General features: G+C 73.6%; 12 protein-coding genes. 8 read left to right on the plus strand and 4 right to left on the minus strand.

Going from position 1 to position 13,985, the window contains the following annotated elements; translation table 11 throughout:
- The 3 genes from E2E34_RS21620 to tdh form a co-directional block, all read right to left on the minus strand.
- Window positions 1–705: LysR family transcriptional regulator (locus E2E34_RS21620; RefSeq protein ID WP_138903578.1), on the minus strand; the 705-nt coding region annotated here is incomplete at its 3' end.
- Window positions 702–1,883, minus strand: a complete 1,182-nt coding sequence (locus E2E34_RS21625; protein WP_138903579.1) for a glycine C-acetyltransferase — start codon at window positions 1,881–1,883, stop codon at window positions 702–704. The genes E2E34_RS21625 and E2E34_RS21620, both read right to left, overlap by 4 nt.
- A gap of 158 nt (window positions 1,884–2,041) precedes the next feature.
- Complete coding sequence (gene tdh / locus E2E34_RS21630) at window positions 2,042–3,070, minus strand: L-threonine 3-dehydrogenase (RefSeq protein ID WP_138903580.1); 1,029 nt, start codon at window positions 3,068–3,070, stop codon at window positions 2,042–2,044.
- A 164-nt stretch (window positions 3,071–3,234) separates the two neighbouring features.
- On the opposite strand from tdh, the gene E2E34_RS21635 reads away from it, so the two are divergent.
- The 5 genes from E2E34_RS21635 (at window position 3,235) to E2E34_RS21655 (ending at window position 9,240) form a co-directional block, all read left to right on the plus strand.
- Window positions 3,235–4,278 carry an enoyl-CoA hydratase/isomerase family protein gene (locus E2E34_RS21635; RefSeq protein WP_138903581.1) on the plus strand — a complete coding sequence of 348 codons (1,044 nt, stop codon included), beginning with the start codon at window positions 3,235–3,237 and terminating at the stop codon, window positions 4,276–4,278.
- Window positions 4,279–4,314: 36 nt separating this feature from the next.
- Entirely contained in the window at window positions 4,315–4,944 is a 630-nt protein-coding gene (locus tag E2E34_RS21640) for an alpha-ketoglutarate-dependent dioxygenase AlkB (protein WP_138903582.1), read from the plus strand.
- 142 nt (window positions 4,945–5,086) lie between these two features.
- A complete protein-coding gene (locus E2E34_RS21645) occupies window positions 5,087–6,853 on the plus strand; it encodes a S8 family serine peptidase (protein ID WP_138903583.1) in 1,767 nt (588 codons plus the stop codon).
- 69 nt (window positions 6,854–6,922) lie between these two features.
- Complete coding sequence (locus E2E34_RS21650) at window positions 6,923–8,002, plus strand: ComEC/Rec2 family competence protein (RefSeq protein WP_138903584.1); 1,080 nt, start codon at window positions 6,923–6,925, stop codon at window positions 8,000–8,002.
- A complete protein-coding gene (locus tag E2E34_RS21655) occupies window positions 7,999–9,240 on the plus strand; it encodes a patatin-like phospholipase family protein (protein ID WP_138903585.1) in 1,242 nt (413 codons plus the stop codon). The genes E2E34_RS21650 and E2E34_RS21655 overlap by 4 nt, the downstream gene beginning before the upstream one ends.
- Window positions 9,241–9,250: 10 nt before the next feature.
- Here the strand turns inward: E2E34_RS21655 and E2E34_RS21660 are convergent, their stop codons facing one another.
- Complete coding sequence (locus tag E2E34_RS21660) at window positions 9,251–10,066, minus strand: SDR family NAD(P)-dependent oxidoreductase (protein ID WP_138903586.1); 816 nt, start codon at window positions 10,064–10,066, stop codon at window positions 9,251–9,253.
- Window positions 10,067–10,258: 192 nt separating this feature from the next.
- Here E2E34_RS21660 and E2E34_RS21665 point away from each other — a divergent pair, with 192 nt between their 5' ends.
- The 3 genes from E2E34_RS21665 to E2E34_RS21675 all read left to right on the plus strand — a co-directional run.
- The gene (locus E2E34_RS21665; RefSeq protein ID WP_138903587.1) at window positions 10,259–12,796 is read left to right on the plus strand and encodes an ATP-binding SpoIIE family protein phosphatase; all 2,538 of its coding nucleotides are present in this window, start codon (window positions 10,259–10,261) and stop codon (window positions 12,794–12,796) included.
- Between the two features lie 143 nt (window positions 12,797–12,939).
- Window positions 12,940–13,662: a class I SAM-dependent methyltransferase gene (locus E2E34_RS21670; protein ID WP_138903588.1), complete on the plus strand. Its 723-nt coding sequence runs from the start codon at window positions 12,940–12,942 to the stop codon at window positions 13,660–13,662.
- A 74-nt stretch (window positions 13,663–13,736) separates the two neighbouring features.
- A partial coding sequence (locus E2E34_RS21675; RefSeq protein WP_439333688.1) for a PAS domain-containing protein occupies window positions 13,737–13,985 on the plus strand: 249 nt, incomplete at its 3' end.

Below are 13,985 nucleotides of genomic sequence, written 5' to 3' on the forward strand. Positions count from 1 at the left end.
CGCCACCACCGCGCGGAAGTCGTCCGACGAGTGCACCAGGCGCGGCTGGAAGCCGGCGAGTTCGCAGGCCAGCAGCATCACGTCGTGGCAGGGGTTGCCGGGGTACGGGCCGATCCAGTCGCTGTCGGCCAGTTCGGCCAGCGAGACCGCCGGGCCCTGGCCCAGCGGGTGCGACGCGTGCAGCACGGCGTCGAAGGGCTCCGCGTAGAGCGGTACCCGCGCCAGGCGCCGGTCGTCCTCGCGCGGTGCGCCCCGGTACTCGACCGCAAGGGCCACGTCCGCCTCGCCGTCGAGCACCAGCGGCAGGCTCTCGTCGCCCTCGGCGTCCCGTACCCGTACCCGGATTTCCGGGTGGCCGTCGGCGAGGCGGCTGATCGCCGGGGCCAGCACCTCCGCGATGCCCGTCGCGAAGGCCACCACCCGCACCTCGCCGGCCGCCCCGCCGGCGTACGCCTCCAGCTCGGCCTCCGCCCGCTCCAGCTGCGCCAGCACCGCGTTGGCGTGCGCCAGCAGGATGTCGCCGGCCGCCGTCAGCCGTACCCCTCTGCCGCTGCGGGTGAGCAGGGTGTGGCCCGTCTCCTGCTCCAGCGCGGCGAGCTGCTGGGACACGGCGGACGGGGTCAGGTACAGGGCGGCCGCCGCAGCGGTCACCGTCCGGTGGTCCGCCACGGCCCGCAGGATGCGCAGTCGTCTGGGGTCGATCACCCAGCCATTGTCGCTCGCGCGTCGACGAAGGCCGCCACGGCCCGCTCGACGTCGGCGGTCGAGTGAGCGGCGGAGAGCTGGACCCGGATGCGGGCCGCGCCCATCGGGACCACCGGGTACGAGAACCCGATCACGTACACGCCCCGCTCCAGCAGCAGCTCCGCCATCCGGCCCGCCTGTGCCGCGTCGCCGATCATGACCGGCGCGATGGCGTGGTCACCGGGCAGGATCTCGAAGCCGGCCTCGGTCATCTTCGTACGGAACAGCTTGGTGTTGGCGGTCAGGCGCTCGCGCAGCTCCCCCGCCGACTCCAGCAGGTCCAGGACCTTGATCGACGCGGCGGCGATCACCGGGGCGAGGGAGTTGGAGAAGAGGTACGGGCGCGAACGCTGGCGCAGCAGCTCGACGATCTCCGCGCGGGCCGCGACGTAACCGCCGGACGCGCCGCCGAGCGCCTTGCCGAGCGTGCCGGTGATGATGTCGACGCGGTCCATCACGCCGTGCAGCTCGGGGGTGCCGCGGCCCTCGGGGCCGACGAAGCCGACGGCGTGCGAGTCGTCGACCATGACCATGGCGTCGTACCGGTCGGCGAGGTCGCAGATCTCCCGCAGGGGGGCGACGTAACCGTCCATGGAGAAGACGCCGTCGGTGACGATCAGGCGGCGGCGCGCGTCCTGGGTGTCCTTGAGCTGCTGCTCCAGGTCCGCGAGGTCGCGGTTGGCGTAGCGGTGGCGGCGGGCCTTGGACAGGCGGATGCCGTCGATGATCGACGCGTGGTTGAGGGCGTCGGAGATGACCGCGTCCTCGGGGCCGAGGAGGGTCTCGAAGACGCCGCCGTTGGCGTCGAAGCAGGAGGAGTAGAGGATCGTGTCCTCCTGGCCGAGGAACGCGGAGAGGCGCTGCTCCAGCTCCTTGTGGATCTCCTGGGTGCCGCAGATGAAGCGGACCGAGGCCATGCCGTAGCCCCAGCGGTCGAGGGCGTCCTTCGCGGCGGCGACGACCTCCGGGTGGTCGGCGAGACCGAGGTAGTTGTTGGCGCAGAAGTTCAGCACGTCGCCGGAGGGCACGGCGACGGAGGCGCTCTGGGGGGTGGCGATGACGCGCTCGGGCTTGTAGAGGCCGGCGGCGCGGATCTCGTCGAGGGTGGCGCGGAGGTCGTCGCGGACGGAGGTGAACATGCGGTGGGCCTCTCCTGGCGGTGGTGCGGTCGTGGGGTGGTGGTGCTGCTGCGGCGGGGCCGGTCCCGCAGGGCTCGCGCGGCCGGGGGCCGCGCGGAGCCTCCGGGCCCGGCCGGTCCGGCCGGGCGGGGGCGCGGTGGGAAGGACCCCGCCGGGGGTTACGTGGTCCAGTCGAGGATGATCTTGCCGCTGCGGGCGGTCGCGGCCTCGTCGAAGGCCGCGTCGAAGTCCTGGTGCGCGTAGCTGCCCGTGATGACCGGGCTGAGGTCCAGACCGCCCTCCAGCAGCACCGTCATCGCGTACCACGTCTCGAACATCTCCCGGCCGTAGATCCCCTTGACGGTGATCATCGACGTCACGATCTTCGACCAGTCGACCGCGAACTCCTCGGCCGGCAGACCGAGCATCGCGATCCGCCCGCCGTGCGTCATGTTCGCGACCATGTCCCGCATCGCCTCCGGCCGGCCCGACATCTCCAGGCCGATGTCGAAGCCCTCCTTGAGGCCGAGCTGCCGCTGCGCGTCCGCGATGTCCGACTCCGCCACGTTCAGGGCGAGCGTCGCGCCGGCCTTGCGGGCGATGTCCAGACGGGACTCGCTCACGTCGGTGATCACGACGTTGCGCGCGCCGGCGTGCCGGGCGACGGCCGCCGCCATGATGCCGATCGGGCCCGCGCCGGTGATCAGCACGTCCTCGCCGACCAGCGGGAAGGAGAGCGCCGTGTGCACGGCGTTGCCGAACGGGTCGAAGATCGCGGCCACGTCCAGGTCCACCTTCGCGCGGTGCACCCACACGTTGGAGGCCGGCAGCGCCACGTACTCGGCGAACGCGCCGTCACGGCCGACCCCGAGGCCGATGGTGGAGCGGCACAGGTGGCGGCGTCCCGCGAGGCAGTTGCGGCACTTCCCGCAGACCAGGTGGCCCTCGCCGCTCACCAGGTCCCCGACCGCGATGTCCTGGACGTCGCCGCCCACGGCCGCGACCTCGCCCACGAACTCGTGGCCGAGGACGAGCGGAGTGGAGACGGCCTGCCGCGCCCAGCCGTCCCAGGACCGGATGTGCAGGTCCGTGCCGCAGATGCCGGTACGGAGCACCTTGATCAGCACATCACCGGGGCCCGTCTCCGGCTCCGGCACGTCCATCAGCCACAGCCCGGGCTCGGCGTACTGCTTGACAAGTGCCTTCATGGCTTCGGCTCCAGGCGGGGGGTGCGGGGGAGATCGTGAACGTGTCCCAATCTGTCGCGCCGGGGGCGCGCGGTCCATCGAGGATTTCTTAACCGGGCCAACAGCGGAGCTTCACGCGCCGCCCGGGTGCACCCGATCGGACGCACCGTCCCTACGCTGGCCCGATGACCGACGACGACTCCGTACTGCTGCGCACCGACGGCCACGCCGCCCGCCTCACGCTCAACCGCCCCCGCGCGATCAACGCCCTCGACCACGCCATGGTGCGGCGTGTCGCCGCCGCCCTCGCGGCCTGGGAGCACGACCCGGCGGTCGAGGCCGTGGTGGTCACCGGGGCGGGGGAGCGCGGACTGTGCGCCGGCGGTGACATCCGGTCGATCCACGCGGACGCCCGGGCCGGAGCCGGCGCCTCGGTCGCGTTCTGGCGCGACGAGTACCGGCTGAACGCGCACATCGCCCGCTTCGCCAAGCCGTACGTCGCCGTCATGGACGGCATCGTGATGGGCGGCGGCGTCGGGATCTCCGCGCACGGCAGTGTCCGCGTCGTCACGGAACGCTCCCGGGTGGCCATGCCGGAGACCGGCATCGGCTTCGTACCCGACGTCGGCGGCACCTGGCTCCTGTCGCGGGCCCCCGGAGAGCTCGGCACGCATCTGGCGCTCACCGGAGCGGCCGTCGGCGCGGCCGACGCGCTGCTGTGCGGGCTGGCCGACCACTTCGTACCGTCGCCGCGGCTGCCCGCCCTGCTCGCGGACCTCGCGACGGGGGAGGCGGCGGACGTGCTGCCCCGGTACGAGCGCCCCGCTCCCGAGGGGGAGCTCGCCGCCCACCGCGCGTGGATCGACCACTGCTACGCCGCCGGAACCGTCGAGGAGATCCTCGACCGGCTCTTCGACAGCGGCGAACCCGCCGCGAAGGAGGCGGCCGGGACGATCCTCGCCAAGTCGCCCGTCGCCCTGAAGGTGACCCTGGCCGCGATGCGCCGGGCGGCGCGGCTCCCCACCCTGGCGCGGGTCCTGGAGCAGGAGTACCGCGTCTCGTGCGCGGCGCTGTCCTCGCCCGACCTGGTGGAGGGCATCCGCGCCCAGGTGATCGACAAGGACCGTGCCCCCCGCTGGTCCCCGGCCACTCTCGCGGAGGTCACGGACGGGCGGGTGGCGGGCTTCTTCGCACCGCTCGGCGCCGACGTCGAACCGCTCGGGCTCTAATTCGTACGTACGTTTGAGTGCCGGTATCCTGGGGGCATGGCCGTACACCTCCAGGGCTCGCTCTTCGACCAGGGGGACGAGATCGCCCTCGGATCGCTGGACGGACTGCGCCGTACGGAGCTGGGGCACGGCGCCTGGATCGACGTGCTGCCGCAATGGGCCGCCGGGGCCGACACGCTCTTCGACGTACTGGCCCACGACGTGCGGTGGCGCGCCGAGCAGCGCGTCATGTACGAGCGCGTCGTCGAGGTCCCGCGCCTGCTGTCCTTCTTCGGCGCGGACGACCCGCTGCCGCACCCGAGCCTCGAAGAGGCCCGTACCGCGCTGAACGCGCACTACGCGGCCGAGCTCGGCGAGCCGTTCGTGACGGCCGGGCTGTGTCTCTACCGCGACGGGCGGGACAGCGTCGCCTGGCACGGCGACACCATCGGCCGGGGCAGCAGCGAGGACACCATGGTCGCGATCCTGTCGCTGGGTGCGCCCCGGCAGCTGGCACTGCGGCCGCGCCGGCGGGACGCGGCCACCGTGCACAAGCCGCTCGGGCACGGCGACCTCATCGTCATGGGCGGCAGCTGCCAACGCACTTGGGAACACGCGATCCCCAAGACCTCGCGTGCCGTCGGGCCGCGCATCAGCGTGCAGTTCCGCCCACAGGGCGTGCGCTGAGCGCCTGTTGTTGCGGCGTCCACGCGGCGGACGGACAATGGGAAGCACCACCGGTGACCGTCCCCGCACCACCGGTTGAGCCGATGTCCCTCCCTTCACACCCGGCCGTCCGCACGCGCCGCACAGGGATCCGGGAGCTCTCATGGACCGCGACGAACTCGAAGCGGCGTTCTACGGGCAGGGGCCGTTTCCCGTTCCGTGGGCCACCAACTGCCCGGTGCGTTTCGACGCCTGGCTGGCACTCGCCCAGCCGGCTCCGCCGGAGCACCGCGAGGACCTGATCCTCGCCATCAACGAGGAACACGGCGTACTGCGCGTGCTCCAGCACTTCGCGGACCTGGACATGACCGAGTGCCAGCCGGTCGCCGCGGGCAGCTTCGTGGCGGCGCGCCTGACGCTCGGCGAGGTCGTACGAGCGGTGCTTCCCATGACCAACCTCCTCAGCCTCGTGCGGCTCGCCAAGGAGGTCGCGGAACAGATGGGGGAGCCGGGCATCGACGCAGCCCTGCGGGGGCACTTCAAGAGCCCGCCGACCAGCGACGTCCACGACAACATCGAACGGCGCCAGGAGCGCGGCAAACACCTCGAATGGTTTCTGCACCTGCTCCACGGGGTCATCGCGGCCTCGCACGCGCGCCCCGGCGGCCCGCCGGCCGAGGACCCGGGAGCGACCCGGCTGATGACGCGCATGCTCGCGGCCGTCGCCCTCGAATCGCCCCTGACCCGGCCGGCCGACCCGCCGCCCAGAGGCGTCATCGACCGCCGGCAGCGCCACCCCGTGACCTCGGTGACGACGAACCGCCAGGCCGCCCCGGCGGTGAGCCGTTCCAGATCGACCATCAAGGCCGACGCCGCCGAGCAGGTCTTCTCCGTCGACTGCGGCTCGATCGGCTGGGCCGTCGTCGACAGCGGCATCGACGCCCGGCACCCGGCCTTCTACGACTGGGACACCTCCGCCACCCCGGCGAAGCAGCTCGCCTCACGCGTCGCCCGGGCGTTCAACTTCGTCGGCGTACGGGGGACCCTGTCCGCCGACGCGCTGGAGAACGGACTGATCGACTGGTCCCGCGCCCTGCCGTACGTCGAGATGGAGCTCCCCGCGCCGCAGCACCGTGCGACGCGCACCGACATGCCCTACACGACCCCCGGCGACCACCACGGCACCCACGTCGCCGGCATCCTCGGCGCCTCGTGGCCCGACCGCGCGTTCCGCGGCATCTGCCCGCAGATCAGGCTGTACGACTTCCGGGTCCTCGACGACCGGGGCGAGGGGGACGAGTTCTCCATCGTCACGGCGCTCCAGGCGATCCGGCACATCAACGAGCAGGCCGGCCGGTTCGTCATCGCCGGGGTCAACATCAGCCTCTCGGTGCCGCACGACGTGGCGACCCACTCCACCGGGTGGACGCCCGTCTGCATCGAGTGCGACCACCTGGCGCGCTCGGGCGTCGTGGTCGTCGCGGCGGCCGGCAACGCCGGGTTCAGCGGCGCGATGCGCACGCTGGGCACCGACTACCACAGCATCAGCATCTCCGACCCGGGCAACGCCGAGTCGGTGATCACCGTCGGCTCGACCCACCGCAGCAACCCGCACCGGCACGGCGTCAGTTACTTCTCCAGCCGGGGCCCCACGGGCGACGGCAGGCCCAAACCCGATCTCCTCGCGCCCGGGGAGGACATCGACGGCCCCATCCCCGGCGCGGGCATCTCCGCGATGCACGGGACGAGCCAGGCGGCCGCCCACGTCAGCGGGGCCGCCGCGATGCTGTTGGCCCGCAACCGGGAACTGCTCGGACGCCCCGAACGGGTGAAGCAGATCCTGTGCTCCACGGCCACGGACCTCGCCCGCGAACGGGACTTCCAAGGACACGGCCTGGTCGACGTCCTGCGGGCGATGCAGTCCGTCTGACCCGACGGGACCGGAACAACCGGCCGGAACAGGCCACCGGAACAGGCAGCAAGGAGGAAGGCGGCGACGATGCTCACCTTCGATTTCCTCGACGCCCGGCACGGCGACTCCTTCCTCGTACGCTGGGGACCCCGCGACGAGCGCGTCATGCTCGTCGACGGCGGCCCCGGCGGTGTCTACGAGGCGTCGCTGCGCGACCGGTTGACGCGGTTGGAGCCGGGCGGCGACGGCGTCCCGGTGATCGATGTCGTCTGCCTGTCCCACGTCGACGACGACCACGCGGCGGGGCTGCTGCGACTGTTCGCCGAGATACGGCGCGCACGGCGCGAGGAGCTGCCCGAGCCCTTCTCGGTCACCCGGCTGTGGTTCAACGCCGTGGAGGAACTCGTCGACCGGCGGGCCCCGGGCCTGAGCGCGTCCGTCCAGCCGCTCGTCGAGCGCGCACTGACCGACAGCGGGGCCGTCAAGGCGAGTTACGGGCAGGGGCGGGCCATCCGCGACGAGGCGGCGGCGCTGGGCCTGGCCGGCAACCCCCTGTTCGACGGGCCGCTGACCGGGGGCGCCGAAACCACCCTCGACGACCTGCACGTCACGGTCGTCGCCCCCGACGACGTGGCCCTCGCGCAACTGGAGAAGCGGTGGCGGCAGGCGAAGCAGCGGGGCGACCCCGACGTGATCTCGGCGGCGTACACGGACGGGTCGGTCCCGAACCTGTCCAGCATCGTCCTGCTGCTGCGCCACGACGGCCGCACCGCCCTGCTCACGGGGGACGCCAGGGGCGACCGCATCCTCACCGGGCTGCGGGCCGGCGGCCTGCTCACGGACTCCGACCCGCTCCACGTCGACCTGCTGAAGCTGCCGCACCACGGCAGCGAACGCAACGTGGAGCCCGACTTCTTCGAGAGCGTGCACGCCGACCACTACGTGGTGTCCGCCGACGGCGTCCGGCACCACCACCCTCACGAGGACACCCTGCGCTGGCTCGTGGAGTCCCGGGACGTGGACGACGCGTACGTCGTCCACCTCACCAACGAGATCGACTTCGCGACCGACACGCTCAAAGCCCTGCGCGGAAGACGCAGTTTCGAGATCGACGTGCGGCGGTCCACGGACCCGGCGCTCGTCGTGGAAGTCGGTGATCAGCGATGAGCACGACAGCACGCCGCGCCGCCGCGGACCCCTGGATCGTGGACTCTCCCGCCGTGGGCACGGGCCTTCGGGCCCGGCCGTGCGGCGACACGCTGCGCCCCGCCGAACCGCCCGCCGCGGCGCGGCCGGTCGCCGTCACCCTCTCCGGCGGCGGTTTCCGGGCCACGCTGTCCGCCCTGGGTTTCGTCCGCCTGCTGGCCGACGCGGAGCTGCTGTCCGGCCTGCGGTACGTGTCGTCCGTGTCCGGCGGCTCGATCGCCAACGGGTGCCTCGCGACGGCCTGGCCTGCCCTCAGGGAACGGGGATTCACCACCGGCGCGGTCGACGAACTGGTCGTGGACCCGGTCGTCACCCGCGTCTCCACCCGGTCGTTCAAGCGGTCCCTCCTGCGGGGCCTGTGGCGGACGATCGGGCCGACGACCCGCACCGAGCTCATGGCGCGGCGGCTGGACGAGTGGTTCTTCGACGGGACCGGGCTGACGGACCTGGACCCGCAGGTGCGCTGGATCCTCAACGCGGCGAACCTCACCACCGGCGCCCGCTTCACCTTCGAGCGCGACGTGTTCGGCGACTACACCACCGGACTCGCCCCGACGCGGGGCACCGGGCTGCGGCTGAGCCTCGCGGCGGCCGCCTCCGCCGCCGTCCCCGGCGCCTTCCCGCCCGTCGTGCTGGACCGGGCGTACTTCCCCTGCGCCGCACACCCACCGGCCCTGCTGGACGGCGGGACGTACGACAACACCGGCCTGGAGGCCATCGACAGCGAACGCTACCGGCATGCCTTCACGTTCGTCCTCAATGCCGGAGGGCTCCTGCGGCCGGGCGTGTACGGCCGCGTCCCGGTGATCCGGGACCTCGCGCGGGCCAACTCCCTGCTCTACCGCCAGAGCACGGCGCTGCGGACCCGCGCGATCGTGGAACGCTTCCAGCAGGGCCACGCCTCCGACGGGAACGGCGAGGTGCCGCCCGGCGCCCGGCGGGGCGTACTCGTCGGGCTCTCCACCGACTTCCCCGCGGACGGCTCCGCGCCGTTGCGCCGCTGGCGCGAGGCGTTTCCCGAGCACCGCGCGTTCGACGGCCGGGACCTCGCGCTCGTGCCGACCGTCTTCGACCGCCTCGACCCGGGCCTGTGCCGGGCCCTGGTGTACCGGGGCTGGTGGCTCGCGGGCGCCGGGCTCGCGGCCTTCCACCCGCACCTCCTGCCGGACCCGGCCACGACGGCGCCGCCCCCGCTGTGACGTCCGGTGCTCAGCCCCGTGCGCGCGGCTCGATACGGAAGTCGAACGCCGCCGTCCCCGGGTCCAGCGCCGTCACCCCGCCGTCGACCGTGAGCACCGCGCCGTTGACGTACGAAGCGGCGGGCGACAGCAGCCAGGCGATCGCCTCCGCGACCTCGCGCGGCTCGCCCGGCCGCCGCCCCGGAAGCAGCCGGGTCGCCTCCTCGTACGCCGCTTCCACGCCGCCGTCCCCCAGCCCCGCCTCCTCGGCGAACCGCGCCATCCGCCGGTCGGCCATCTCGGTGCGCACCCAGCTCGGACACACGGTGTTGGCGCGCAGCCCGTGCTGCCCGTAGTCCACGGCGAGGGAACGGCAGAGCTGGAGCAGCGCCGCCTTGGACGTGGCGTACGCGGCGTTGCCCACGCCGTTGCGCAGCGCCGACACCGAGGCGACCGCGACGACCGCGCCGCGCGTCTCCAGCAAATGCGGCAACGCGGCCCGCAGCAGCAGGAAGGGACCCGTGAGGTTGGTGCGCATCACGGACTCCCAGTCCTCGACCGTCACGTCGCCGACGGACCCCGGGCGCCCGGTCCCGGCGTTCAGCACGACCCCGTCCACCCGTCCGAAGGCGTCCACGGCCCGGTCCACGAGCCCCCGGACGGCGTCGGGGTCGGCGGCGTCGGACGGATGCGCCAGCGCCCCGGTCTCCTCGGCGACACGCCGCAGCGGTTCGGCCCTGCGCCCCGAGACGACCACCTGGTGCCCGGCCTCCCGCAGCAGCCGGGCCGTCGCCGCGCCGATGCCCGTACCGCCACCGGTGACGATGACAACTCGCTCTTCTCGCATGGTTGTTGGCCCTCCGTCGTCGTCGCGCAGCCTCCCCGTGATCATAGGGAGGCGGCCCGTGCCGGGCGGGAGCGGCCCCGCCGCGCAACCCGATGGAGGCATTTCCCCGCGTACGCGTCGCACCCGTGGCTACTCGCCCGTACGGTGAGGGCCGTGTCGGAGGATCTTGCCGCCGGAAGGGAACACGACCCCATGGAAGCTGTGGTTCCACGGCAGCGAGCCGTGTCCGGGCGGATTCCGCTCGCGGTCGTCGTGGTGGGCGGCGACGGCCTCGTGTCGCACTGGAGCTCCGGTGCGCAGCGGCTCTTCGGCCACCGCAGGGAGGACGCGGTGGGTGCCCTCGCCGCCGACCTGCTGCCCGTCTCGGGCGCCCTGCACGCGCCCGACGAGTACGACGCCCTCGCCCCGGGCGCCGACGGGCCGCCCGGTGACGGGTTCGCCGGGCACCTCACCTGCGGGCGCGCCAAGTGCCCCCGGCCGGACGGCGGCCCGTACCGGCCCGGCGACAGCGGTTCGCTGGACGTGCTGTGGTGGGCGTACCCGCTGGCCGTACCGGGCCCGGAGCGGCTGCTGGTGCTGGCCGCCGACGCCTCGCGGCTGGGCGAGGAAAGCGGCCCGTACGAGCGGGTCGCGCCCGGCTTCGCGCTGCACACCGAGTTCCCGGACGCGGCCCGCCTCGCCGACCGGCTGCCGGACATCCTGCCGCACATGGGCCCGGCCACGGCGAGCCGGATCGTGGCGCAGGTGCTCGAACTGGGCTACCCCGTACTGGAGTTGAGCACCTACGCACGCGTCCCGGTCACGCCGGACTGGGGCGTGCCGAGACACCGCCGGCGCCCCGGCACGGTCGAAAAGCCGTCGGCGCCGGACGCGGACGCCGGCCGGGAAGGGGCGCCGGCCGCCGCCCCGGCCGCTGATTTCGCACATGCCCCCGCCCTTGACCGGGCCGCCGCCCCCGACCGGGCCGCCGCCCTCGAACACGCCGCCGCCCTCGACCACTCCGACGACCTCGAAAACGCCGCTGTCCGCGAACGGCTGGAGTTCCTCAACGAGGTGAGCGCCCGCATCGGCAGCTCGCTCGACCTGGCCCGCACCATCCGCGAGGTCACCAGCGCCGCCGTACCCCGCTTCGCGGACTTCGCGGGCACCCACCTGCGGGTGCGGATGCTCTGCGGCGACGGCTTCCCCGACGGCCCGCCGGACGGGAACACCGCGTGGCGCCGGGTCTGGGTGGAGCACAACGACGAACCGGGCCGCTGGGACGACACCGTCCCCGTGGGGGAGGAGCTGGCCTTCCCCGAGCAGACCCCCTTCTTCCAGTGCATGATGACCGGCGAACCGGTGCTCCTCCCGCACATCGACACGGCTATGAGCGAGCGCATCGCCGCCCGGTTCGAGGAACGGGACCTGCGGCCCCTGATCGGCGGCCGGTCGCTGCTGGTCGTACCTCTCACCGCGCGCACGGTGGTGCTGGGATTCATGGTGCTCATGCGCCGCCCGGGACGCGAGCCGTTCACCGACATGGACCGCAGAACCGGCGCCGAGCTCGCCGCCCGGGCCGGACTCGTCCTGGACAACGCCCGCATGTACACCCATCAGCAGCAGGTGGCCGAGACGCTTCAGGAGAGCATGCTGCCGCAGGTCGCGCCCCGGATGGCCGGCTGCGACATCGCCACCCGCTACCTCCCCGGCACCGCGCTGGGCCGCGTCGGCGGGGACTGGTTCGACACCATCCGGCTGCCCGGCTCCCGTACGGCGCTGGTCGTCGGAGACGTGGTGGGGCACGGGGTGAACGCGGCCGCCATGATGGGCCAGCTCCGCACCGCGGTGCACACCATGGCCGCACTGGACATCCCCCCGGCGCGACTGCTGCGCAGTCTCGACGACCTGGCGCACCAGTTCGGCGACCACTACCTCGCCACCTGCCTGTACGCGGTCTACGACCCGGTCGCCGGCGAACTGCTGATCTCCAGCGCCGGGCACCTGCCCCCGGTGCTCGTACGGGCCGGGACCGGGCGCGGCGAGCTGATCGACGTACCGGGCGGCGCGCTGATCGGCCTCGGGGGCGTGCCGTTCGCCACCGCCCGGGTCCGGGTGTCGCCGGGCGACCGGCTGGTGCTGTGCACGGACGGGCTGGTCGAAGTGCCCGGAGAGGACATCGGGACCGGCCTGGCGGCGCTGTGCGCGTCGGCCGCGCACCCGGCCGTCTCCATGGACGAGGCGTGCGACGCCGTCGTCCGGGCGCTCGCCGGGTCGGCGGCCGCGCGGTCCGGCGGCCGCGACGACGACATCGCCCTGCTGATGGCGCGGCTGAACGGAATGCCGTCCGGGGACACGACGACCTGGCGCCTGGAACCCACGGCGGCCGACGTGTGCCGGGCGCGGAAGCTGGTGGACGGTCAACTGGCGCGCTGGGGACTGCCCGAGCTGGCCGACACCACCCGGCTGCTGGTCAGCGAGGTCGTCACCAACGCGGTACGGCACGCCGGCGGGCGGCCCGTGGAACTGCGCCTGGCCCGCGCGGACACGCTCCTGTGCGAGGTGTCGGACGCCGACCACACGCTGCCGGTGATGCGGGACGCGGGCCCCGAGGAGGAGTCGGGACGCGGGCTGCGGCTGGTGAGCACGCTCGCGCACCGGTGGGGTGCGAGCCACTTCGGGCCGGGCAAGGTGGTCTGGTTCGAGCAGGCGCTGCCGGCCCGGGCACGCTGCGGCGCCGCGAGCGGCTGACCGCTTCCCGGGGTGTCCGGGAGGGGGGTACCGGGGTAGGGAACCGGATGCGGGGCGCAGCGGCGCCGCTCAGTCTTCCGCAACGCCGTACACCGTCCGGAAGTCCTTCCGCCCGTCCTTTCCGTCCGCACCGGGGGCATGCGATGAGTCCGACCGGCCGTTACGTGCACGCCTGGGAGAGCTACTGGGGCGACACCCCGGACACCCCGGGGGCGGCGATCTGGGACAGCGACCCGTCGCTCGCCGCCGCGCCCCACCTGGAGCTGTTCGCACCGTACGCCGACCCGGCCCGGCCCGTGGTCGACATCGGCTGCGGGAACGGCACGCAGACCCGCCACCTGGCCCGCCACTTCGCCCGGGCGGTGGGCGTCGACGTCGCCCACGCGGGAATAGCCCTCGCGCGCCGGGCGGACACCGGGCGGACCGTCGAGTTCCGGCAGCTCGACGCCACCGACACGGGGGCCGTACGGGAACTGCACGAGCGGCTCGGCGACAGCAACGTGTACATGCGGGCCGTCATCCACCAGAGCGACCCGCCGGACCGGCCCCTGGTCGCCGCGGCCGTCGCGGAGCTGGTGGGGGAGCGGGGCCGTGCCTTCGTGGCGGAACTGACCGCGGAGGCGAAGACCGTCCTGCGGGAGCTGATGGGCGAACCCGGCGGGCCGCCGCCGAAGCTCGCGCGGGTCTTCGCACACGGGCTCAGACCGGCGGAGTCCGACGACGGCGAAGTCCCCGAGCTGCTGCGCGCGTGCGGGCTCACCGTCCTGGCGTACGGCCGCACGACGCTTCCGCAGACGGAGTTCCGGGCCGACGGCACCCGCGTGGAACTGCCCGCACAGTGGCTGATCGTGGGCCGTACGGGCTGAGGAGGCGCCGTACGGTCGTACGCGGTTGCCCGCCCGCCGGGGCCGCGCGGCCGTCGCGCGGGCGCACCGAGGTTGTGCCCGCCCCCGGCACGACGGATTCTGTAGGGGATGAACCGGGCTGGTGTGGCGCCATGAGTGCGTGGAACGCGGCGCAGAGTGCCGACTTCCGTGGTCCCCTCGACGTCACCGGGGCGGCCACGGCGGTCGTCGACGCCCAGGACACGGTCATCGGCTGGAGCCCCGCGGCCGAGGAACTCCTCGGCTACCGGCCGCACGAGATCGTGGGCCGGCCGCTGTCGGTCTTCCTGCCCCCGCGCCCGAAC

It is taken from the genome of Streptomyces albidochromogenes (genome assembly GCF_005981925.1).
GTDB classification, from domain to species: domain Bacteria; phylum Actinomycetota; class Actinomycetes; order Streptomycetales; family Streptomycetaceae; genus Streptomyces; species Streptomyces albidochromogenes.